A 21,465-nucleotide genomic window follows, 5' to 3' on the forward strand; every position below is an offset into this window, starting at 1 on the left:
GAAATCTGGGATCTTGCCACTTCAATCGATGGGCCCCCATCAATCGCAGCTTACGTAACGCAACTATCTTTTGTAACCATATTCCATGTAACTGTGTCAACGTTATCGTACAATAAGACAATGAACGCGACGCGACGATTTCATCAGGACTCTTGCGTTGGGGTCACTGAAGGGTAAGCAAATTAGGTTAACCGGACGCTGTGCGCCTCTCAGGGCCAAGCGTTGCAAAGCGGCCCATTTGCGCGGCAGAGGTCCCCCGACAATATGTCGATTTTGGGGAACCGCATCCCAGGCCTCCCTCATCGCGATGCCTCTATGGGACCTTACAGCTTTGCTTTCCCTATCCATTTAAAGAGGCCCAGCCTGTGGCCATCCGCCGCGCCCGCGCGATCCTCCGGCGAGGGGCAAAACGGAGGTTTCCTCGGCTTGGTCTGCCGTCTATAGCAGGACCCGGTGAAACGGATTCCGGTTCGCCTGCAAGATCACCGGCATATTTTGCGAGCCGAAGGTTTCGTTCTGGAAAAACCGTGCCCTCTTCGTCCTCCATTCGCTCAGGTCGCAAGCTCGTCTTCGTCGTTACCGAGGATTGGTTTTTCGCATCGCATTTTCTGCCCATGGCGCGGGCGGCGCGAGAAATAGGTCTCGACGTGTGCGTCGTCACACGTGTTCGTCGCCATCGAGAAATGATCGAATCCGCCGGCGCCCGCGTCATCCCACTGGAGGCCGAGCGCCGTAGCCTGAACCCCATGGCGGCAGGTTACGCAGCGGGTCAGCTCGCCTCGATCCTCAAAGCCGAAAAAGCTGACCTCGTTCATTGTATTGCTTTGAAAGCGATCCTGATCGGCGGCTTCGCCTGCGCTCTCGCGGGCGTGCCACGCCGAATCTACGCTCTCACGGGTCTCGGTTTTCTCGGCGCGCGACGAGACCTTGTCGGAAGACTGGCGCAGAAAGCCGTGCGTTTTCTCGTGCGGGGCTTGGAGACCCGGCAGACGCGCTATCTTTTCGAGAACCCGGACGATCCGCGAATGCTCGGCCTCGATCCGCTCGACAAACGCGTCACGATCGCCGGCGGCGCTGGCATCGACCCCCAGGCGCTCAAACCCACTCCACTCCCGGCGCAACCGCCCCTGAAAATCGCTCTCGTCGCCAGGATGCTATGGTCCAAGGGCGTCGATCTGGCTGTCGAGGCGGTGAAGGAGGCGACAGCTGCGGGCGCGAAGGTGGAACTGTCTCTCTACGGCACCCCGGACTCCTCCAACCCGAAGGCGATACCGGAAGAGACTCTACGTCTCTGGAGCGCCGAGCCGGGCATCGTCTGGCACGGTCCGACAACGGATGTTGCCGCCGTCTACCGCGACCATCACATCGGTTGCCTACCCTCGCGCGGTGGCGAGGGCCTGCCGCGAACGCTTCTTGAAGCCGCCGCGTGCGGACGCGCCATTGTCACGACCGATGTACCGGGTTGCCGCTATTTCGTGCGCGACGGGATCGAAGGCCGCATCGCTCCTGTCGACGACGCGTCTCAGCTCGCCACGATCTTCATTGAGCTCGCGGCGAACCTCGCTCTGGTCGCGAAGATGGGAGATGCGGCGCGCCAACGCGTTCTCGACGGTTTCACCGAGCGGAATGTCATGGACACCGTCGCGACGCTCTACCGGGACGTGCTGAAGGGATGATCACAGATGCCGCGACCTTCATTCGCGAGGAAACGCGGCTCCAACCCGTGCCTCATGCGCCCGAGATCAGCCTGCATGTGGCGGACGAGGCCACCGAACTCTGGAAAAGGACCGAGGAGGAATTGGGCGAGATCGGCCTGCCGCCTCCTTTCTGGGCTTTCGCCTGGGCCGGCGGACAGGCGCTCTCCCGCTACGTGCTCGATCATCCCGAAACCGTGCGCGGACGCCGCGTCCTCGACTTCGCGTCAGGATCCGGGCTTGTCGCCATTGCTGCCGCGAAGGCGGGAGCGGCCGAGGTGATCGCTTGCGATATCGATCCCTTTTCAATCACGGCGATCACATTGAACGCGCAAGCGAATGACGTTCACGTATCGCCGATGAAGGCCGACCTCGTGGGCCGGGATGAAGGATGGGACACGGTCCTTGCCGGCGACATCTGCTACGAGCGCGATCTGGCCGCTCGGGTCGCCGACTGGCTTCTTTCCTTGAGCCGGCGGGGAGCCACGGTTCTCATCGGCGATCCCGGCCGTCGTTACCTTCCTAAAGACCGTCTTGAATCCCTTGCATGCTACGAGGTTCCAGTGACGCGGACCCTGGAGGACGCCGAGATCAAACGGACGAATGTCTGGCGCTTCAAACCCGGCAGTCGCCGAGGATAATTTTGCGTATTTGCAAGTTTGATTTGATATTTCATTGCGCCACACCCCCTATGAAAGGGTAGTACATTACCTATATGTATGGGTGGGAATTCACAGCAACCCTTCGTTCTGAAGGCTGCGCAGTAAAACGACAGGTTTCAACGTGTCCAGCAATCTCGCCTATGCAGAGCATCCACGGCAGGAGGGCGCTTGTGCCCACGCTACCCGGCAAGTCGAGCATGCGCCCCGCGCACTCGCCCAAGCTGAGGCTATTTGTCTTTCGAACGGCACACGGTTGACGCCGATTCGCCGTAACGTCCTCGAAGCCCTCTACAGCACGCACAAGCCGCTGGGCGCTTACGATCTGGCGGAAATACTGACTCCCGGCGGCCGTCGCATTGCGCCGATCACGGTGTACCGGGCTCTCGACTTCTTGATCGAGCAGGGCCTCGCTTATCGCCTGGCGAGCCAGAACGCCTATATCGCGAGTCAGAGCGGCGGAGAGAAAGAAACGATCGCTTTTCTCATCTGTGAAGAATGCGGAGGAGTCGATGAGGCTGTGTCAGAGGATCTATCCCGCAGCCTGACGAGTCTGCTCGGTGAGGAAGGCTTTCAATCCAAGGCGAAGGTGGTCGAAATCACCGGTCGTTGCTCCCATTGTCAGGGGGCAGCGCATTAGTCGCCGAGCGCTCCGCTTGACGGAAGAGCGATTAGGCCTCAGCTAAACGACGGCAGCAAGGACCTGCCGTCGTGGATAGCCGTATGACCTCCGTTTCCTTGAACTCGACCGTTGCCGACACCGACGATGTCGCGGGCCCTGCTCGCCGGCACCGGACCGTCGGGGTTCGTGTAGGCGATGTCATGGTCGGCGGTGGCGCACCGATCGTGGTCCAGTCCATGACCAACACGGACACCGCGGATGCGGATGCCACCGTGGCTCAGGTCGCGGCTCTCGCCCAGGCCGGTTCGGAACTCGTTCGCATCACGGTCGACCGGGACGAGGCGGCCGCCGCCGTTCCGAAGATTCGCGAAAGGCTCGACCGGCTCGGTATCACGGTCCCGCTCGTTGGTGACTTTCACTATATTGGCCACCAGTTGCTCGCCGATCACCCGGCTTGCGCCGAGGCGCTGGCCAAATATCGCATCAATCCGGGCAATGTCGGCTTCAAGGAGAAGAAGGACCGGCAGTTCGGCGCTATCGTCGAATTGGCGATCCGCCACGACAAGGCCGTGCGCATCGGCGCCAATTGGGGCTCTCTCGACCAGGAGCTTCTGACCCATCTGATGAACGAGAACGCCGCCTCCGAGCATCCGCGCGACATGCGATGGGTCACCCGGGAGGCGATGGTGCAATCGGCTCTTCTCTCTGCGGCCCGCGCCGAGGCGATCGGCCTGGCCCGTGACCGGATCATCCTATCGGCCAAGGTTTCCGCGGTGCAGGATCTGATCGCGGTCTATCAGGAATTGGCCCGGCGCTCGAACTACGCCATCCATCTCGGCCTGACGGAGGCCGGCATGGGCTCCAAGGGCATCGTCTCGTCCTCCGCCGCCATCGGCATTCTGTTGCAGCAGGGGATCGGCGATACGATCCGCTATTCCCTGACTCCGGAACCGGGCGGGGACCGCACCGTCGAGGTGCGCACAGCCCAGGAACTGCTCCAGACCATGGGTTTCCGCACCTTCGTGCCGCTTGTCGCAGCTTGCCCCGGTTGCGGTCGAACCACCTCGACCGTTTTCCAGGAACTCGCCCGCGACATCCAAACCTGGATTTCGACCACGATGCCGAAATGGCGGGAACATTATCCGGGCGTCGAAGAGCTCAACGTCGCCGTCATGGGCTGCATCGTGAACGGACCCGGCGAATCCAAGCATGCCGATATCGGCATTTCGCTTCCGGGCACGGGCGAGCAACCGACCGCGCCCGTGTTCATCGACGGCCGTAAAGCCGTAACCTTGCGCGGACCGACGCTCGCCAAGGATTTCCAGAAACTCGTCCAGGACTACATTGAAAAGCGCTATGGGCAGGGTTCCCAAAATGCTTCAGAATAACGCGTTCGTACACGACCTTCGTGGAACTTGCGTTCAGTTTCCGTTTTAAGCGCCCACGCGATGTGCTAGAGACCGCGCCGCGCCGGTACATATGGCCGCCGCGTTCGAGGTAAAGCCCATCGCCATCCGCTGGAACGCGGGCGGATCGAAGGTGGACGCGGACGCGCTCTATACACCAAGAGAGACCATGGCAGATCAACACGCCATCGCGTCCGGACAATCCGATCCGGCAACCGCGACCGACGCCACTCCTTCCGAAGTTCATGCCAAGGCCGGATTCTGGACTTTGCTGATCGGTTCGATCGGCGTCGTCTACGGCGATATCGGCACGAGCCCGCTCTATGCCTTTCGCGAAGCGCTCGCGACCGCGCGGGGCGACAATCTCATCGAGCCCATCGAGGTTTACGGCGTCACCTCGCTCATCATCTGGGCGCTGACACTCATTGTGACGGTGAAATACGTCATTCTCGTCCTGCGCATGGACAATAAGGGCGAAGGCGGCACGCTCTCGCTCATGGCGCTTGCCCGAAAGGCGATGGGCGGCGGCGCGGTCGTCTTCGGGTTCGGCCTCCTCGGCGCGGCCTTGTTTTACGGCGACGCCATCATCACCCCGGCCATCTCGGTTCTCTCGGCCATCGAGGGTCTGAAGCTCGTGACCCCGGCGCTCGATCATTACATCGTCCCGATCACGCTCACGATCATCATCGTGCTGTTCGCCGTGCAGAGCCGGGGAACCGGCGGCATCGCGGCCTTCTTCGGGCCGATCACGATCGTCTGGTTCATCGCCATCGCCGTCGCCGCCGTGCCTCATATTGCAGTTCGCACCGACGTCTTCCTCGCGTTGAACCCCTATTATGCGGTCAACTACCTCGGCCATCACGGCGCATCGGGCCTCGTCGCGCTCGGCGCCGTATTCCTGGCGGTGACGGGCGCAGAGGCCCTCTTCGCCGATCTCGGCCATTTCGGCCGTCGCCCCATTCAGATCGCATGGCTCTGCCTCGTCTTCCCGGCCCTGATCCTCAACTATCTCGGGCAGGCCTCCCTCGTCCTTCAGGATCCCAGCACGGCCGACAATCCTTTCTTCCTTCTGGTGCCGGAGTGGGGCCTTCTACCCATGGTCATTCTGGCGACCGCCGCGACGGTCATCGCGAGCCAGGCCGGCATTACGGGAGCCTATTCCCTGTCCCGTCAGGCGGTGCAACTCGGGCTCCTGCCGCGCTTGGAGGCGCGCCATACGTCGGAATCGCACTCTGGCCAAATCTATGTCCCCAAGATCAACTGGCTGTTGATGATCGGCGTCATTCTGCTCGTGGTTCTGTTCCGCACGTCGGGCGCCCTCGCCTCGGCTTACGGCATCGCGGTGACGGGAACCATGCTGGTCACGTCGCTGATGGCCTACATCGTTCTGCGCCGCGTGTGGAAATGGTCCGCGCTGGCGTCAACCCTCGTGATCCTGCCCTTCGTGTTGATCGAGGGCATGTTCCTTATCGCCAACCTCACGAAAGTGTTCGAAGGCGGCTATGTGCCGTTGCTGCTTGCGGGCGCGCTCGTGATTCTCATGCGGACCTGGGTGAAGGGCACGCACATTCTCTTCGAGAAGACCCGCAAGATCGACGTGCCGTTGGTCGAGTTGGTCAGCATGCTCGAGAAAAGCCCACCGCATCAGGTCAAGGGAACCGCCGTGTTCCTGACCAGCGATCCGGACACCGCCCCTGCGGCGCTTCTCCACAACCTCAAGCACAACAAAGTACTGCACGAGAAGAATGCAATTCTCACCGTGCGCAACGTCGACGTTCCCCGCATCAGCGACGACGAGCGCGTGAAGATCGAGCATGTGGGCGACTCGTTCTGGCGTATCCAGATGACCTACGGCTACATGGAGACGCCGAACATTCCGCGCGGTCTCGCGATCCTGCGCAAGCAGGGTTTCAAGTTCGATATCATGGCGACATCGTTCTTCCTGTCACGCCGTTCGATCAGGCCCGCGACCCGTTCCGGCATGCCCATGTGGCAGGACAAGATCTTCATCAGCCTTGCGAAATCCGCGAGCGACGCCACGGACTTCTTCCAGATCCCCACCGGGCGCGTGGTGGAAGTCGGCACCCAGGTCACCGTCTGACATTGCCTTTCGGGCGGTCCGGGATACATTCGGGCCGCCATGACAACAATCACGCTCATTCGACCCAACTCCGACTTTCTTCCGGCTTACGAGGGCGCCCTCCGTCAAGGGTGGTCGCCCAACACCGATCGGAACGTGAGCCAGGCGCATCTCGAGCGGCTCGAAAAGCTGAGAGATGATCCCGAAGGTTTTCTCTACGAGATCTATCGGAGCCCGACGGTCCGCATGCCGGACGGTTCCGATATGGAGCGCTTGCCCGCGCATGATTTCTGGATCAGCGACGGGGAGTTCTGCGGCCGCATCGGCCTTCGCTTCCAACACGGCACGGAGGACCTGCCGCCCCGCGTGTCAGGCCATATCGGCTACTCCGTCGTGCCCTGGAAACGAGGTCGGGGCTATGCAACGCAGGCGCTTCGCCAAATCCTGCCGGTCGCACAATCCGAGGGACTAGCGCGGGTTCTCATCACCTGCGACGACGACAATGTGGGGTCGCAAAAAGTAATCCTCGCCAATGGCGGAACTTTCGCCGGCGAGAGGCCGCACGAGACACGCCTCGACCACGTGAAGTTCACCTATTGGGTGGCGACGTCACTGTGACGCGCGGCCCATTCGGGCCGCAGGATCGACATCAGCATTGCCGACACGCGCGTTCCATCCGCTCTCGTGTAAATCTCGCGCAAGATGCCTTCATCCTGAAAGCCCACACTGCGATAGACGCGATGCGCCCGTTCGTTCCCCGCAAGCACATCGAGATAGAACCGATGCGTCTTTGGTCGCGCGAAGGCCCATGCCATCGTGTCGTGGAGAAGAGTGCGGCCCAAGCCATTGCCGGGTTCGCTCACGGCAATGCGCCTCAGGAGAACATTGCCGAACGGATCGTCGAGAGTTTGAAGAATGGCAAAGCCTGCCGGTGCTCCGCCCGGGCGCTCGGCGATAAGATACGCGCTGCCCGCGAGCGTCATTTCCTGCCGGTGGTGCTCCTCGTCCCAACGCCCGATAAACGCATCGAAGCCGGGCAGACGCTCCGTCGCCATGACGAAGGGGATATCGTCGACACGGCCCTGTCTCGTGCGAATAAGCATCGCTTACACCTGCCGCTCGACCACGAAACGAACCGCCTCGCGCAACACGTCGGCGGGCGCGCCGAAAGGAGCGAGTGCGTCGTTTGCCTCGGCAACGAGACGGGCGCATTCGCGGCGCGCCCCTTCGAGCCCGAGATGATCGACGAGGGTCGCCTTACCCTTTTCCTGATCCTTGCCGGTGCGCTTGCCGAGCGCCTCCGTGGAAGATTCACGATCGAGAATGTCGTCGGCCACCTGAAAGGCGGCGCCGAGCGCGCGGCCGTAGGCGGTGAGGCTTTGCCGAGCGCCATCATCGGCGCGCCCCAGGATCGCCCCCGCTTCGACGGAAAAGGTGAGGATCGCGCCGGTCTTCATCATCTGAAGGCGGCGGATCTCGGCCTCGGACAAATTTGCCGCGCCGTATCGCCCCTCGGCCGCCAGATCGAGCAATTGCCCACCGACCATACCGCCGAGGCCCGAGGCACGGGCGAGGCCGAGAACGAGAGCGGAGCGGATCGCGGGGTCCGGATCCGTCTCAAGGCTCGCCAGGATCTCGAAGGCCAGCGTCTGCAAGGCATCGCCCACCAGGATCGCGGTTGCCTCATCGAAAGCCTTGTGCACGGTCGGACGCCCGCGTCGCAGATCGTCATCGTCCATGGACGGCAGGTCGTCATGGACGAGGGAATAGCAATGCAGAAGTTCGATGCCGCTTCCTGCGAACCGAGGACCTTTGCCTTCGACACCCAGCATCCGCGCAGTCTCAATGGTGAGAAATGGCCGCAAGCGCTTGCCGCCCGCCAGCACCGCATGCCTCATGGCCGCCATCAGGCGGAGCGGTCTTGCAATCTCGCCGGAGCGCGCTTCGTCTGATAGCAAGGATGTGAGGGTTGCCTCAATATCCCGCGCGACCTCTGCCAGTCGCATCACGAAAGAGCTGTTGGATGGCATCATGTTCAGCCTGAATTCGGACGAAGCCAAGCTTCCGCCCGAGGAGAGCGATGTGGTGAGCCTCAAGCCCGGATCGATCCGGCCGGAGCGGGGGAGGAAGCCGATGACCGCCTCGCACCTGTTCCGCCGCCTCGTCAGAATCGGCTCCTGGATAATTCTCTTATGGGTGGCGGCGGTGTTTTGGCTAGGCCTTTCCTATGCCCTCGTACCGCCGGTCTCGACTCTGATGCTCGGGCGCTGGCTGACCTTTCAGCCGGTCGAGCGCAAATTCGTGTCGCTCGCGGAGATGTCTCCCCATCTGCCGCTCGCGGTCATGACCTCCGAGGACAGCCTGTTCTGCCAGCATGCGGGCGTGGATTGGGACGCCATTCGCGAGGTGGTCGAGGCTGCCGACGAGGACGGCCCTGCCCGTGGCGCTTCGACGATTCCCATGCAGACGGCCAAGAATCTGTTTCTCTGGCCCGGCCGCTCATACATCCGCAAAGGGCTCGAACTGCCCATCGCGCTCTATCTCGACCTCGTCTGGTCGAAGACGAAGATGATGGAAAATTATCTCAATATCGTCGAATGGGGCGACGGTATCTTCGGCGCAGAGGCTGCTGCCCGAGCCTATTTTCATAAATCGGCGAAGGATCTGACCCGTCGCGAGGCAGCCCTTCTCGCCACCGCCCTGCCGAATCCCCTGGTGCGCAACCCAACGCGCCCCACCCGCCGCCACTCGGCTCTGGCGGGAACCATGATGGCGAGGATGGAATCCGCCGCCCCTCACAGCGGCTGCCTGAAAGACTGACCGAGGCACGGTTTTGGGGCTAGATATTTAGCGGAAGACATTGTATTAGGCCCACCTTATCAGATTGCGTATTGAGCTTTTCCCGGTTTTAACGGGTGCTCAGCCTTTGACCGGAGACGAAAAATGGCCGTTCCAAAAAGAAAAACGTCGCCCTCGCGGCGCGGAATGCGTCGCTCCGCCGATGCCCTGAAAGCCCCGACCTATATCGAGGACAAGGATTCCGGCGAACTCCGCCGTCCGCACCACGTCGACCTGAAGTCCGGCATGTACCGTGGCCGTCAGGTTCTTAAGGTGAAGTCGGACGCCTGAGAGCGACACGATCTTTGAAGATCCAAAAGCCGGCGTCACAAGCGCCGGTTTTTTATTGCCTCCACATCGAGATTGCCGGCTGAACTTCATCCTTCGTTAACGCCGTCCCCCGATCCTGACCCTGATTTTTCGCGGGGGATCGATTATGCGTGGCGCACCGCCCCCTGCCCCTGATGTTTGAGGACAGGTTATGGCGAAGCGGAGCCGGGCAGGATTTTTTGGCGGCGTATTGTGGGATACCCTCAATTTTGCGCGATCCGTCGACACCCCGGCACCGACCTCCGGCAGCGCCACCTACACCTGGGATCTCTCGACCGATGCCCTGGCCTGGGGACCCTACGCCCCGGATGCGCTCGGTCTTGCTCCCGAGGATCTCCCCCTCACAGGTGCTGCCCTCATCGATCTGACCGAGCGTCATGGGGGACAAGATCGCCTCTCGGCAATTCTTGCTACCGACCCCGCGCCCGACGATGACGGAACTCCTTTCGTGGCTCGTTACACCCTGCGGCTTTCGCCGGACCGGATCGTGATGGTCGACGACACAGGTCGCTTTCTCACCGATGCCAAAGACCACCCGGCTTTCGTGCGTGGCGTCGTGCGGGCCCAGGAAGTTCGGGAAAACCGGGTCCCGCCGCCCGTCTGCGTGGAAATGCGGACCAATTTCCTCGATGAGATCCGCGATAACGTTTCCGATGCCGGCCGCGCCCGTCACACCCTGACCCTGATCGTCGGCACGGTGGAAGACTCGGCCGATGACGAAACCACTATCGCCGAAATCCGCCGGTCCGCCCGTTCCTTGCTGCGCCGGGAAGACCGTTTCACGCAATACGCGCCGAACCGCTTCGCCCTTGCCTTGAATTCCTGTGCCGTGACCGATGGGCCGAACGCCATGAGCCGCCTTTTGCAGGTAATCGCCGCCAATCCCTCCTTGAGTGAGATTTCCGTGCGCCTCGGCATGGCTGGCGCGCCCGATCACGCCACCAATGCCGCCGACCTGTTGCGCCGCGCGGAAAAGGCACTCGACCACGCCGTCGCCAAGGGCGAGCGCACTGTTTCCTACCGCAAGCGCCTGACGATTCCGGCGAGCGCGTCTTGCGGCACGGATGTTCCGGATATCATCGCTTCACTCAACAGCCGAGACTTGGCTTTCGCCCGGAAACCTCTCGTCGATTCGCGGACGGGACAGGCGGTTCTCTCCCAAGCCATACCGCTGGTCACGATAAACGAGACTTTCGGCCCCGCGCAGGATCTCGCACCCCGGATGGAAGCAGCGGGCCTGTCCCTGCTTCTCGACGGACGCATGCTCGAACTCGTCGCCGATCATCTCGTCGCAACGCGCGATGAGGGTATGCTCCTTCCGATCTCGCATGCGACGCTTGAGGATGGTGAATGGCTCACCATGCTCGCCGCTCATCTCGGCATGCGCCCCGGCATCGCCTCACGACTCATCGTCTCCGTACCGGAAAGCGCCCTCGGCTTTGTGGCTGCGCGAGGCAGGCTCGATGCCATGAAGGCGCTCGGGATCGGCTTGGCCATTCATGGTTTGGGAACCGGTCACCTTTCATCCACGCGGCTGCATGAATTCCCGGTCGATCTCGCAACCATCGACGGTCGTTTCATCCAGACGCTTCATCGTTCGCCGGATGATCGCCTGTTCGTGCGGAAGTTGATCGAGCAGGCACATTCCTGCGGCATCGCGATCATCGCCGAATGGGTCGCGGATCAGGCGACTGCGGACCTTCTTGCCGAATGGGGCGTGGATTATCTCCAGGGCAGTCTGTTCGGCGTGGCTCAAAAAGCGGCGTCTCGAACCGGGGAGCGTCAGGCCAGGATCGCCTGACGCCGTTATTTGCGGGAGAGCGTGTCGAGCTTCGACTGCATGTCCGCCATCTGTTTCTTCAAGGTCTCGAGATCGTTCGCCTCGGCAGGCTTTTCGTCGCCCTCGGACGGAGAAGCCCCACCCGGATGCGGGGCGAAGGGCGCGAACATCCGCATGGCATCGGTGAAGAAGCTCATGTTCTTCTTCACTTGCTCCTCCATGGCCTGGAATGCGGACGGGCCGAAGGCCTGAGACATCTGCTCCCTGAGCTTTTGTTGCTCCTGGGAGAGATTGTTCATGGAGAATTCCAGATAGCTCGGCACCAGCGATTGCAGGCTGTCGCCGTAGAAGCGGATCAGCTGGCGCAGGAACGTGACGGGCAAAAGGTTTTGCCCTTCCTTGTTCTCCTGCTCGAAGATGATCTGGGTCAGGACCGAGCGGGTGATGTCCTCGCCCGACTTGGCGTCGTAGACGAGGAAATCCTCCCCTTGGCGAACCATGGTGGCGAGGTCCTCAAGGGTCACGTAGGTGGATGTGCCCGTATGATAGAGACGTCGATTGGCGTATTTCTTGATGACAGTCTGTTGCTTTTCCGTCGCCATTTGGTCCCTGAACGATCCCTGAAAATCTCGACGCGGCACGCGCTTCCGATACGGATAAGAAGGAAGCACGGCAATCATGCCCAGATTATAGGCGTTCCAGCAAGGCGGCAAAGCATCAAAAGTCTTACGATGACGTTTCCGCGCGGCGTCGAGCCTCTGAGCCGTTTGGCGAGCTTGACTTCCCCTACTCCACGGCTTTCATCACCCTATCATCGACACCAGTTATGAACGTCGCCAGATACGCAGCCAAGGAGATCGCAATGGCCCAAACAGAGATCGTCATCGTCGGTGCGGCTCGCACCCCCGTCGGCTCCTTCAACGGCGCCTTCGCCAACACCTCCGCTCACGAGCTCGGCGCAGTCGCGATCAAGGCCGCTCTCGAGCGCGCGAAGGTCGATGCGAACGACGTGGACGAAGTGATTCTCGGCCAGATTCTCACCGCCGCTCAAGGCCAGAACCCGGCCCGTCAGGCCGCGATGGCAGCCGGCATCCCGCAGGAAAAGACCTCCTGGGGCCTGAATCAGCTTTGTGGCTCCGGTCTTCGCGCCGTCGCCCTCGGCCTGCAGCAGATCACCAACGGCGATGCCGACATCATCGTCGCGGGCGGACAGGAATCCATGAGCCAGGCACCGCACGCGGCCTATATGCGCGGCGGCACCAAGATGGGCGATCTCAAGCTCGTCGACACGATGCTGAAGGACGGCCTGACCGACGCGTTCCATGGCTACCACATGGGCAACACCGCCGAGAACGTGGCTCAGCGCTGGCAACTGACCCGCGACGAGCAGGATCAATTCGCCACCGCCTCTCAGAACAAGGCCGAAGCTGCACAGAAGGCCGGCAAATTCAAAGACGAGATCGTGCCCGTCACCATCTCGACCCGCAAGGGCGACATCGTCGTCGATCAGGACGAATACATCCGCCCCGGCACCACCATTGACGCGCTCGCCAAGCTCAAGCCCGCCTTCTCGAAGGACGGCACGGTGACGGCGGGCAACGCGTCCGGCATCAATGACGGCGCCGCGGCCCTCGTGCTCATGAGCGCCGAGGAAGCCAAGAAGCGCGGCCTGACACCTCTCGCCCGTATCGTGTCCTGGGCAACGGCAGGCGTCGATCCGGCCGTGATGGGCACCGGCCCGATCCCGGCTTCCCGCAAGGCCCTGGAAAAGGCCGGCTGGAAGATCTCGGATCTCGATCTCGTGGAAGCGAACGAAGCTTTCGCGGCGCAGGCACTGGCCGTGAACAAGGACATGGGGTGGGATCCTGCCATCGTGAACGTGAACGGCGGCGCCATCGCCATCGGTCACCCGGTCGGCGCATCGGGTGCGCGCGTGCTCGTCACCCTGCTTCATGAAATGGGCCGTCGCGACGCCAAGAAAGGTCTCGCGACGCTTTGCATCGGCGGCGGCATGGGCGTCGCCATGTGCGTCGAGCGCTAATCGTGTGCGTCGAACGCTAATCGAGAGCGTGAGCCGCCGGACCGATTACGGTTCGGCAGCATCGCCTAAAGAAGGATCACTCAGCCGCTCAATATGGCAGTGATCCTGCTAGGCATCTCCGAAACGCGCGCTAAGCTATGCAATAGGACGGTTCGTCGAACGAATCGACCGACATGGGACAGGTCCGTAAGAGACTTGCCCTAAGGAAACGGCTTCGCGAAGGAGGAAAGCATGGCGCGCGTCGCTTTGGTTACCGGTGGCACTCGCGGGATCGGCGCCGCGATTTCACAAGCGCTCAAAAAAGCGGGCTACACGGTCGCCGCCAATTACGGCGGCAACGATGAAGCCGCGAATACCTTCAAAAACAAGACCGGAATCCCCGTCTACAAATTCGATGTCGGCGACGCGTCTGCGTGCGAGACATCGATCCGCAAGATCGAAGCCGATCTCGGCCCCATCGAAATTCTCGTGAACAATGCGGGCATCACCCGCGACGGCATGTTTCATCGCATGACCTTCGAGCAATGGTCGGCGGTCATACGCACCAATCTCGATTCCATGTTCGCGTGCACCCGCCCCGTGATCGAGGGCATGCGCGAACGCGGCTTCGGGCGCATCGTCATCATCTCTTCCATCAACGGCCAGAAAGGCCAGATGGGACAATCGAACTACTCCGCCGCCAAGGCGGGCGTGGTCGGTTTCGCAAAAGCACTGGCACAGGAAAACGCGGCCAAGGGCGTGACAGTAAACGTGATCGCGCCGGGCTATATCGCAACCGAGATGGTGCAGGCGGTTCCCGAAGAAGTGCTCAAGACAAAGATCTTGCCGCTGATCCCGGTCGGTCGCCTCGGCGAGGCGGACGAGGTTGCACGTGGCGTCGTCTATCTTGCAAGCGACGAAGCGGGCTTCATCACAGGCTCGACACTCTCGATGAATGGCGGGCAATACATGGTCTAATGCGCGCCGGCGCTCGATCGGGAAACGGATTCGATCATGACTCAGCGAGACCTGATCGAATTCCGGTCCCGATCTTAGCCTAAGGGAGGCCCTCCCCAGGCGCGTGGCTTTCCGGTATGCGCAATTCCATGACAACGCGCACTGCCACATCCATCGGCTTCACCGCCATTCTGCTCTGGTCCCTTCTCGCCGTGTTCACAGCGGCCACGGGCAGGATTCCGCCGTTCCAACTCGCCGCCATGACCTTTCTCGTCGGCGGCCTTGTCGGCGTAACAAGCTGGGTCGTGCGGCCGGAGGGCATCAAGGCGCTGCGTCAGACACCTATCGTCTGGGCGCTTGGGCTCGGCGGCCTGTTCGGCTATCACGCGCTCTATTTCGCGGCTTTACGCATGGCCCCTCCGGCCGAAGCTGGATTGCTCAACTATCTCTGGCCGCTTCTGATCGTGCTGTTCTCGTCATTTCTTCCAGGCGAACGTCTGAAGCCCGCGCATATCGTCGGCGCGCTTCTGGGATTTGCGGGAGTGATCGTTCTCATCGTCGGGCGCGGTGCGCTGGATGCGCGGGCTGAATACGTGCCCGGCTACATCTGCGCTTTCATCGCTGCGTTCGTGTGGTCGTCCTATTCGGTTCTCTCGCGCCGCTTCGGGCAGGTGCCGACCGATGCCGTCGCCGGGTTCTGTCTCGCCACGGCGCTGCTGAGCTTTGTGTGTCATCTCATTTTCGAGACGACCGTCTGGCCGGAAACAACGCTGCAATGGATTTGCGTTATCGCACTCGGCCTCGGGCCGGTGGGTGTAGCGTTCTATGTCTGGGATATCGGCATGAAGCGTGGCGACATCCGCTTTCTCGGGGTCGCGTCCTACGCCACGCCGGTTCTGTCCACTTTGCTTCTCATTCTCGCCGGCTATGCCGAGGCAACCACGACCTTGGCGCTTTCCTGCGGCTTGATCGTCGTCGGAGCGCTGGTTGCGACCTTCGGCTCCAGAATGAGGGGAATTCGGTTCTCCCGGATCAAGCTCTAGATTCTTTCATTCGCAATTCTTTCATTCGCATGATCCGGGCGAACGATCGCCCCCTAGAAGCCAGGCGACAGAATGCGGTGCCGGTAGCGGTATGCGGGCGTGAAGTCGAGGCCGGTATAGAGAGCGAGCGCGACGGCATTTTCCTCGCGCACTTGCAGATAGGCCGTATGCGCGCCGACCGCGCGGCCCCAGGCGATCAGGCTTCCCACAACACGGCGGCCAAGGCCGATGCCTCTGAGGTCCGGCGCGACGACGATATCGTAGAGACCGAGATAGCCACGCTCCGCCACGCCAAGTCCCCAGGCCACGGCCCGGTCGTCGAGATGAAGCGTTGCGAACGCCGTCGTCTGGCGAATGCGCGTGACGATTTCGAACAGCGCGTCCTCGTCGGCCTTATCGCCACCATAGGAATGGGCCGCTTCTCGCACCCATCTTTTCGTCGCGGCAAGCTCGATCAGCACTTCGGGATCGAGATCGGCGTCACCGTTGATCCTCGCCTGCAAGACAAGAGTCGGTTCGCGTTCCATGAACCCGCGCGCTTGCAACAAAGCATCGACACCATCGGCCTCCAGACCGGAGAGTCTGAACGTCGGCGTCACGTCGGCAGCACGAAATTGCGCGATCATATGATCGAGAAGCGCATCGTCGAGAGACGCGCCTTGAGCGAACGGCGTCACAGAATTGGCGCGCTTCGAATAGCCCTTCGCGAGGCGCAAAATCCAGCCATCGTAAATCTGATAGTCGAACGAGGGCCACGCATTGAGAAGGCGACTCTCGAGACCGAGGATCAGGCTGGCGTCATTCATGGAAAAAGGCTCCGGAAAAGGAGCGCGATGCTAAACCTCAGCCCAACGCCAATGTCCAGCATCGGATCACGCTCGCACAGCGCACGCGATCAGAAACGATTCTTCCATTCGCGCAAAGCCTGAAACACGCCGAACGCATCCGCTCCTTCCTGCTGCACCGCTTTGGCGAGTGTCGGCTCGCCTGCGCGCAGGAACGGGTTCGTCGCCTTCTCCATGCCGATGGTGCTGGGCACGAGGAAACGTCCTTCCTTGGCCGCAGCCTCGGCCTCCGCCACGCGCGCTTGCAAAGCGGCGTTGTCGGGGTCGGCGGCAAGAGCGAACCGTCCGTTCGAGAGCGTGTAATCATGACCGGAATAGACCCGCGCCTCCTCAGGCAAGGCCATCAGCCGTTGAAGCGAAGACCAGAGATCCGGATAGCTTCCATCGAGCACACGCCCGCAACCGAGCGTAAACAACGTGTCGCCGGCAAACACAGCCCGCTCCGGCGCAAACCAGTAGGAGACATGATCGGAGCAATGCCCCGGCGTCTCCCACACATGCGCTTCGAGGTCACCGACCTTCACCGTATCGCCTTCGCGGACATAGGCGTCGGCATGGGGCACCGCCTCGCGCGCCTTGAGGGGCGCTACGACGCGGCATCCGGTCTTGGCCTTGATCGCCGCCGCCGCCTGGACGTGATCGAAATGGCGGTGGGTGATGAGAATATCGGTCAGGCGCCAACCCATCTGGGCCAGAGCGGCCATGATCGGCCCTTCCTCCGGCGCGTCAATGGCAGCGCACGCTCCCGTATTGGGATCGTAGACGAGCGCTCCGATATTATCGGAGAGGCAGCGGAAGACGTGGATCTGGGCTGGCATACAAAAACCTTGGCTTGATACTCTACGATCTATCATGGAACAGTCCGCCCCTGAAACCAGCCCCGCCGTGAAGAACAAAGGATGACATGAGCGTCGACATCACGGATCTGCGGAGTTTCTATGCCAGCGCGCTCGGCAATGTGACGCGCCGCTACGTGGGGCGTGCCATCGGCCGTTTCTGGGGACCGTTGACCGGCCTGAGAGTGCTCGGCCTCGGCTATGCGCCGCCTTACCTCGGCGCCATTCGCGATGAATGCGAACGGGCGCTCGCTTTCATGCCGGCAAACCAGGGCGTGGTGAACTGGCCGCGCTCCGGGGCCTCCGCTTCGACCCTGGTCGACCCTTTGATGATGCCCCTGCCCGATGCTTCCATCGACCGGGTTCTCGTCATTCACGCCCTCGAGACGGTGGAAAGCCCGAGCGAGCTTCTGCATGAGATCTGGCGCATCCTAACCCCGGGCGGGCGGATCATCGTCGTCGTCCCCAACCGGCGAGGCCTATGGGCCCGGATGGACACGACCCCCTTCGGCTACGGCCAGCCCTTCAGCCGCTCACAATTGAAGGCGCTCATGCGCCAGACCTGGTTTTCGCCGGAGGGCTGGGCCGAAACCCTCTATGTGCCACCGCTCGGCAGCCGCGTCCTTCTGCAGACCGCGCAAGCCTGGGAGCGGGTCGGCGCCAGCTGCGCCCTCCCCTTCGCAGGACTTCACATCGTGGAAGCGACGAAACAACTCTACCACCCCGTCGCCGTGCGCGCGCCGCGCCGCGCCCGCCGGTTTTCACCGGTTTTCGTCCCGGCTCCGGCTCCGGCATCACGGGTCTCTGCTCAACCTGAGCCCTGATTCGGTCCAGCCCCATCGAGAACCGCAAAGGCGCGCTCCAGCGGCAATTGTCCGTTGGCGACAAGATTCGCCAATCCATGGGCAATCGCCCAGGCGCCGAGCGCCCCGATCTCCGGGTCCCCCACAGGAGGCATCGCCACATTCTGGCGTAACGCATTGAACGCGGCGGCCGCGGCCTCGTTCAATTCTGGGTAATCCTCCTTCTGAATCGCCGAGCCGAACATCAGGAGGAAGTCGGACCCATGGTCCAGCGCAAACCGCACATAGGCTTTCCCCAACGCACGAAGACGCCACTCCGGCTCCGTTTGCGCCGCGGCGAGCAACGCCTCCTTAAGAGCGACGAAACCCGCAGCCGCGATGGCTGCAAGCAAAGCTTCACGGCTCACGAAATGACGATAGGGGGCGTTGTGGGACACCCCGGCGGCCCGCGCGACCTCGCGCAGGCTGAGCGCAGCCGGCCCGATGCGTGCGACAAGCTCCCGCCCTGTCGCCACAAGAACCCTCCGCAAGTCGCCGTGGTGATACGGCCTGGAGCCGGAGGTGTCGGATTTGGAGCTGGAGCTGGAGATATCGGATCCGGAGATATCGGATCTGGAGGTATCGGATCCAGATCCCGAGGCATCAGATGTTGGCATCATCAACATTCTTCTATGTTGTCGATGTCAACATATTGCAATCATTTCCCCCGGCAATCATTTCCCTGGAAAAATCATTCCCTGGAAAAACAGACCCCTGGAAAAACAGATCCCCGAAAACGGACGATCCCATGTCTCTGGCTCCTCTGCTCGCCGCACCTGATTCTGATTCATGCCGGGGCGGCAGTGGCGGCCCTCTTTCTCGGCAGCTATCAGATGCTCGCTGTCAAAGGCACGCAAGCTCACCGTCGCGCCGGTGGATCTGGGTCGGGTTGATGGGCCTCGTCGCCATGAGTTCGATCGGCATCGCGTCGAGTTGGTCCATCGCCGGGCATTTCGGGCCGATCCATGGACTGTCGGCATTGACGATCATGACGCTGCCTCTGGCCGTCGTTCATGCGAAGCGCGGGCGCATCGCCGGCCATCGTTCAACGATGAAAGGGCTCTTCTTCGGGGGCTCATCATCGCCGGATTGTTCACTCCCATGCCTAGACGCCTGCTGCATCACATCGTCTTCGGGGAGTAATTCCAGCCGCAACTTGACTTGTGTCCCTCAAATCGCCAGTTTCCGCCCGCCCGGCGGGGCGGACTTTTGAGGAAAGTCAAAAGTCTGGTTCAGCGCCGGTTTTCGTTTTTATAGAGTCCGATGCGCAGCTATCTCGATTTCGAAAAGCCGGTCGCCGAACTGGAAGCCAAGGTTGAAGAACTGAGGGCTCTCGGCGAAAGCCGCGATGCAGTTTCGATCACGGAAGACATCACCCGCCTGGAGAACAAGGCGGCGGATGCCCTCAAGGATCTCTACGGCAAGCTCACGCCCTGGCAGAAGACGCTGGTCGCGCGCCATCCGCAGCGGCCTCACTTCATCGATTACTGCGCTGGCCTGATTACCGATTTCACGCCTCTCGCGGGCGACCGCAAATTCTCCGAGGACGAGGCCATCGTCGCCGGTTTCGGGCGTTTCCGAGGCCAGCCGGTCTGCATCATGGGGCAGGAGAAGGGCAACAGCACCGAGACTCGCATCCGGCACAATTTCGGCATGGCGCGGCCCGAAGGCTATCGCAAGGCCGTCCGCCTGATGGAGATGGCCGACCGGTTCGAACTGCCCGTCATCACCTTCGTCGATACCGCGGGCGCCTATCCCGGCATCGAGGCGGAAGAGCGCGGCCAGGCGGAAGCCATCGCCCGTTCGACCGACGCGCAGCTCGGCCTCGGTGTGCCGAGCGTCTCCGTCATCATCGGTGAAGGCGGCTCAGGCGGCGCGATTGCCATTGCCACCGCCAACAAGGTTTTGATGCTCGAACACGCCATTTACAGCGTGATCTCGCCGGAAGGCGCGGCCTCGATCCTGTGGCGTGATTCGACGCGCGCCCAGGATGCCGCCACCAACATGAAGATCACCGCACAGGATCTCATGCGCCTCGGCGTCATCGACGGCATTATCACCGAACCTGTCGGCGGCGCACACCGTGACTCCCAGGCCGCCATCGCCGCAACCGGCAACGCGGTCGAGGAAGCCCTGCACGATCTCAGCAATATGGGCCCCTCGGAGCTGCGCGATCACCGTGCCGCCAAGTTCCTGGCCATCGGCCGCAAGCTTTAAGATCCGGCAAGCTTCCGCGTTAACAATGCTTCAATCTCTTCCGCCATACTGCGAATATGGCGGAGGATGAGAAATGAATCATGCGCGCAAGACGGTCGGGCTCCTGTTCGGAGGGTGCTCGGCGGAACACGATGTTTCCAGAATGTCGGCCGCAAACATCCTTCGCGCTCTCGATCCCGCCCGCTACGAGGTCGTCCCCATCGGCATCCGCCGGGACGGGCGCTGGCTTTTGGGCAATTCCGCCTCACCGGAAGCCAAGTCCCTCGAGATCCCGACTGACGCACCTGAAGTGGTCTTGCCGCCGGGACGGAACGGCGACCTGATCGTTCTCGATGGCGGCTCAGCTCCCATCCATCTCGATGTCGTCTTCCCTGTCCTGCATGGGCCAAACGGGGAGGACGGGACGGTCCAGGGCCTTCTGGAACTGGCCGGCGTTCCTTATGTGGGTTCGGGCGTGATGGGCTCATCCGCCAGCATGGACAAGGATGTGGCCAAGCGCCTTCTTCGCGACAGCGGGCTACCCATCGTTCCCTTCATGACCATGACCGATCTCGATCGGGCGGATTATGAATCCGCGACGGTCGTGCTCGGGACGACGGAATTGTTCATCAAGCCCGCGAATATGGGTTCCTCGGTCGGCGTCTCTCCGGCCAGATCGGCGCGAGAATTCGATCAGGCCTGCGAGCTCGCCCTTCGCTACGACAGCAAGATCCTTGTCGAGCGCAGCGTGGCGGGTGCGCGCGAGATCGAATGCTCGGTTCTGGAAGAGGCCTCCGGTGAGCTTCGCGCCTCGCCCCTCGGCGAAATTGCCCCCGCGAGCAGTCACGGCTTCTATAGCTACGATGCGAAATATGAGGACGCGGCGGGCGCGGACCTGCGCATTCCGGCTTCTCTCACCGCCGAGCAGGTCCGGCGGGCACAGGAGCTTGCCATCGAAGCCTTCCGAGTCCTGTGCTGCGAGGGTCTGGCACGGGTCGATTTCTTCATCGATCCGCTCGACGAGGAGAGCCTTTTCGTCAACGAGATCAATACCCTTCCCGGCTTCACGGCCATCAGCATGTACCCAAAGCTCTGGGAAGCCGGCGGATTGCCTCAGCGCGACCTCATGAACGCCCTGATTGCCCATGCCCTGGCCCGGCATGAACGCAGGAGCGCGCTGAAGCAGTTATGAGCGCCAGCGGCTTTCTCGGTCGCATCTTACGGGAAAACCCTCGGTTTCTGTGAGTTTTTTCCCGAGTTAAGCGACCATTAATCATAACCCCGATACGGCCCCGCTTGCGGTAAGGCCGAGTTAAC

At 61.8% G+C, this 21,465-nt stretch carries 23 protein-coding genes; 16 read left to right on the plus strand and 7 right to left on the minus strand.

The window, feature by feature from the left end; translation table 11 throughout:
* Nucleotides 1-527: 527 nt before the first annotated feature.
* The 6 genes from AB4072_RS14290 (at nt 528) to AB4072_RS14315 (ending at nt 7,079) form a co-directional block, all read left to right on the plus strand.
* Nucleotides 528-1,676 (plus strand): glycosyltransferase family 4 protein, encoded by a 1,149-nt coding sequence (locus AB4072_RS14290; RefSeq protein WP_441968914.1) that lies wholly within the window; start codon nt 528-530, stop codon nt 1,674-1,676.
* Nucleotides 1,673-2,335, plus strand: a complete 663-nt coding sequence (locus AB4072_RS14295) for a class I SAM-dependent methyltransferase (protein WP_441968916.1) — start codon at nt 1,673-1,675, stop codon at nt 2,333-2,335. The genes AB4072_RS14290 and AB4072_RS14295 overlap by 4 nt, the downstream gene beginning before the upstream one ends.
* Nucleotides 2,336-2,477: 142 nt before the next feature.
* Nucleotides 2,478-2,993, plus strand: a complete 516-nt coding sequence (locus AB4072_RS14300; protein WP_441968918.1) for a Fur family transcriptional regulator — start codon at nt 2,478-2,480, stop codon at nt 2,991-2,993.
* A gap of 83 nt (nt 2,994-3,076) precedes the next feature.
* Nucleotides 3,077-4,363, plus strand: coding sequence for a flavodoxin-dependent (E)-4-hydroxy-3-methylbut-2-enyl-diphosphate synthase (gene ispG, locus AB4072_RS14305; RefSeq protein WP_441968920.1), 1,287 nt, complete (start codon nt 3,077-3,079; stop codon nt 4,361-4,363).
* A gap of 187 nt (nt 4,364-4,550) precedes the next feature.
* On the plus strand, nt 4,551-6,482 hold the full coding sequence (locus AB4072_RS14310) for a potassium transporter Kup (RefSeq protein WP_441969204.1): 1,932 nt from the start codon (nt 4,551-4,553) through the stop codon (nt 6,480-6,482).
* Nucleotides 6,483-6,521: 39 nt separating this feature from the next.
* Nucleotides 6,522-7,079: a GNAT family N-acetyltransferase gene (locus AB4072_RS14315; RefSeq protein ID WP_441968922.1), complete on the plus strand. Its 558-nt coding sequence runs from the start codon at nt 6,522-6,524 to the stop codon at nt 7,077-7,079.
* Here AB4072_RS14315 and AB4072_RS14320 read toward each other — a convergent pair.
* Nucleotides 7,055-7,564, minus strand: a complete 510-nt coding sequence (locus tag AB4072_RS14320) for a GNAT family N-acetyltransferase (protein ID WP_441968924.1) — start codon at nt 7,562-7,564, stop codon at nt 7,055-7,057. The two genes, AB4072_RS14315 and AB4072_RS14320, sit on opposite strands and share 25 nt — an antisense overlap.
* A gap of 3 nt (nt 7,565-7,567) precedes the next feature.
* Entirely contained in the window at nt 7,568-8,494 is a 927-nt protein-coding gene (locus tag AB4072_RS14325) for a polyprenyl synthetase family protein (protein WP_441968926.1), read from the minus strand.
* Here AB4072_RS14325 and mtgA point away from each other — a divergent pair.
* The 3 genes from mtgA (at nt 8,493) to AB4072_RS14340 (ending at nt 11,430) form a co-directional block, all read left to right on the plus strand.
* Nucleotides 8,493-9,281: a monofunctional biosynthetic peptidoglycan transglycosylase gene (gene mtgA, locus AB4072_RS14330; RefSeq protein WP_441968928.1), complete on the plus strand. Its 789-nt coding sequence runs from the start codon at nt 8,493-8,495 to the stop codon at nt 9,279-9,281. The two genes, AB4072_RS14325 and mtgA, sit on opposite strands and share 2 nt — an antisense overlap.
* A gap of 123 nt (nt 9,282-9,404) precedes the next feature.
* The gene (gene rpmF / locus AB4072_RS14335) at nt 9,405-9,590 is read left to right on the plus strand and encodes a 50S ribosomal protein L32 (RefSeq protein ID WP_441968930.1); all 186 of its coding nucleotides are present in this window, start codon (nt 9,405-9,407) and stop codon (nt 9,588-9,590) included.
* Nucleotides 9,591-9,780: 190 nt separating this feature from the next.
* Nucleotides 9,781-11,430, plus strand: coding sequence for an EAL domain-containing protein (locus AB4072_RS14340; RefSeq protein WP_441968932.1), 1,650 nt, complete (start codon nt 9,781-9,783; stop codon nt 11,428-11,430).
* A gap of 5 nt (nt 11,431-11,435) precedes the next feature.
* Here AB4072_RS14340 and phaR read toward each other — a convergent pair whose 3' ends face one another.
* Nucleotides 11,436-12,011, minus strand: a complete 576-nt coding sequence (gene phaR, locus AB4072_RS14345; RefSeq protein WP_441968933.1) for a polyhydroxyalkanoate synthesis repressor PhaR — start codon at nt 12,009-12,011, stop codon at nt 11,436-11,438.
* A gap of 260 nt (nt 12,012-12,271) precedes the next feature.
* Between phaR and AB4072_RS14350 the strand changes: the two genes are divergently transcribed.
* The 3 genes from AB4072_RS14350 (at nt 12,272) to yddG (ending at nt 15,429) form a co-directional block, all read left to right on the plus strand.
* On the plus strand, nt 12,272-13,450 hold the full coding sequence (locus tag AB4072_RS14350) for an acetyl-CoA C-acetyltransferase (protein WP_441968935.1): 1,179 nt from the start codon (nt 12,272-12,274) through the stop codon (nt 13,448-13,450).
* 231 nt (nt 13,451-13,681) lie between these two features.
* Entirely contained in the window at nt 13,682-14,407 is a 726-nt protein-coding gene (phbB, locus tag AB4072_RS14355; RefSeq protein WP_441968937.1) for an acetoacetyl-CoA reductase, read from the plus strand.
* Nucleotides 14,408-14,535: 128 nt separating this feature from the next.
* Entirely contained in the window at nt 14,536-15,429 is an 894-nt protein-coding gene (gene yddG / locus AB4072_RS14360; protein ID WP_441968939.1) for an aromatic amino acid exporter YddG, read from the plus strand.
* A 53-nt stretch (nt 15,430-15,482) separates the two neighbouring features.
* On the opposite strand, the gene AB4072_RS14365 is transcribed toward yddG, so the two are convergent.
* Complete coding sequence (locus AB4072_RS14365; RefSeq protein ID WP_441968941.1) at nt 15,483-16,235, minus strand: GNAT family N-acetyltransferase; 753 nt, start codon at nt 16,233-16,235, stop codon at nt 15,483-15,485.
* Nucleotides 16,236-16,324: 89 nt separating this feature from the next.
* Nucleotides 16,325-17,092 carry a hydroxyacylglutathione hydrolase gene (gene gloB, locus AB4072_RS14370; protein ID WP_441968943.1) on the minus strand — a complete coding sequence of 256 codons (768 nt, stop codon included), beginning with the start codon at nt 17,090-17,092 and terminating at the stop codon, nt 16,325-16,327.
* A gap of 86 nt (nt 17,093-17,178) precedes the next feature.
* Between gloB and AB4072_RS14375 the strand changes: the two genes are divergently transcribed.
* A complete protein-coding gene (locus AB4072_RS14375; RefSeq protein ID WP_441968945.1) occupies nt 17,179-17,934 on the plus strand; it encodes a class I SAM-dependent methyltransferase in 756 nt (251 codons plus the stop codon).
* Here AB4072_RS14375 and AB4072_RS14380 read toward each other — a convergent pair.
* Nucleotides 17,919-18,428 carry a TetR/AcrR family transcriptional regulator gene (locus tag AB4072_RS14380; RefSeq protein WP_441968947.1) on the minus strand — a complete coding sequence of 170 codons (510 nt, stop codon included), beginning with the start codon at nt 18,426-18,428 and terminating at the stop codon, nt 17,919-17,921. The genes AB4072_RS14375 and AB4072_RS14380 overlap by 16 nt on opposite strands.
* A 46-nt stretch (nt 18,429-18,474) precedes the next feature.
* Here AB4072_RS14380 and AB4072_RS14385 point away from each other — a divergent pair, with 46 nt between their 5' ends.
* Nucleotides 18,475-18,732: a hypothetical protein gene (locus AB4072_RS14385; protein ID WP_441968949.1), complete on the plus strand. Its 258-nt coding sequence runs from the start codon at nt 18,475-18,477 to the stop codon at nt 18,730-18,732.
* Nucleotides 18,733-18,795: 63 nt separating this feature from the next.
* Here AB4072_RS14385 and AB4072_RS14390 read toward each other — a convergent pair whose 3' ends face one another.
* Complete coding sequence (locus AB4072_RS14390) at nt 18,796-18,942, minus strand: hypothetical protein (RefSeq protein ID WP_441968951.1); 147 nt, start codon at nt 18,940-18,942, stop codon at nt 18,796-18,798.
* Between the two features lie 273 nt (nt 18,943-19,215).
* Here AB4072_RS14390 and AB4072_RS14395 point away from each other — a divergent pair, with 273 nt between their 5' ends.
* Nucleotides 19,216-20,169, plus strand: coding sequence for an acetyl-CoA carboxylase carboxyltransferase subunit alpha (locus tag AB4072_RS14395; protein WP_441968953.1), 954 nt, complete (start codon nt 19,216-19,218; stop codon nt 20,167-20,169).
* Nucleotides 20,170-20,242: 73 nt separating this feature from the next.
* Nucleotides 20,243-21,340: a D-alanine--D-alanine ligase family protein gene (locus tag AB4072_RS14400; RefSeq protein ID WP_441968955.1), complete on the plus strand. Its 1,098-nt coding sequence runs from the start codon at nt 20,243-20,245 to the stop codon at nt 21,338-21,340.
* Nucleotides 21,341-21,465 lie beyond the last annotated feature (125 nt).

This window comes from Microvirga sp. 2MCAF38, assembly GCF_052115485.1.
Taxonomy (GTDB): domain Bacteria; phylum Pseudomonadota; class Alphaproteobacteria; order Rhizobiales; family Beijerinckiaceae; genus Microvirga.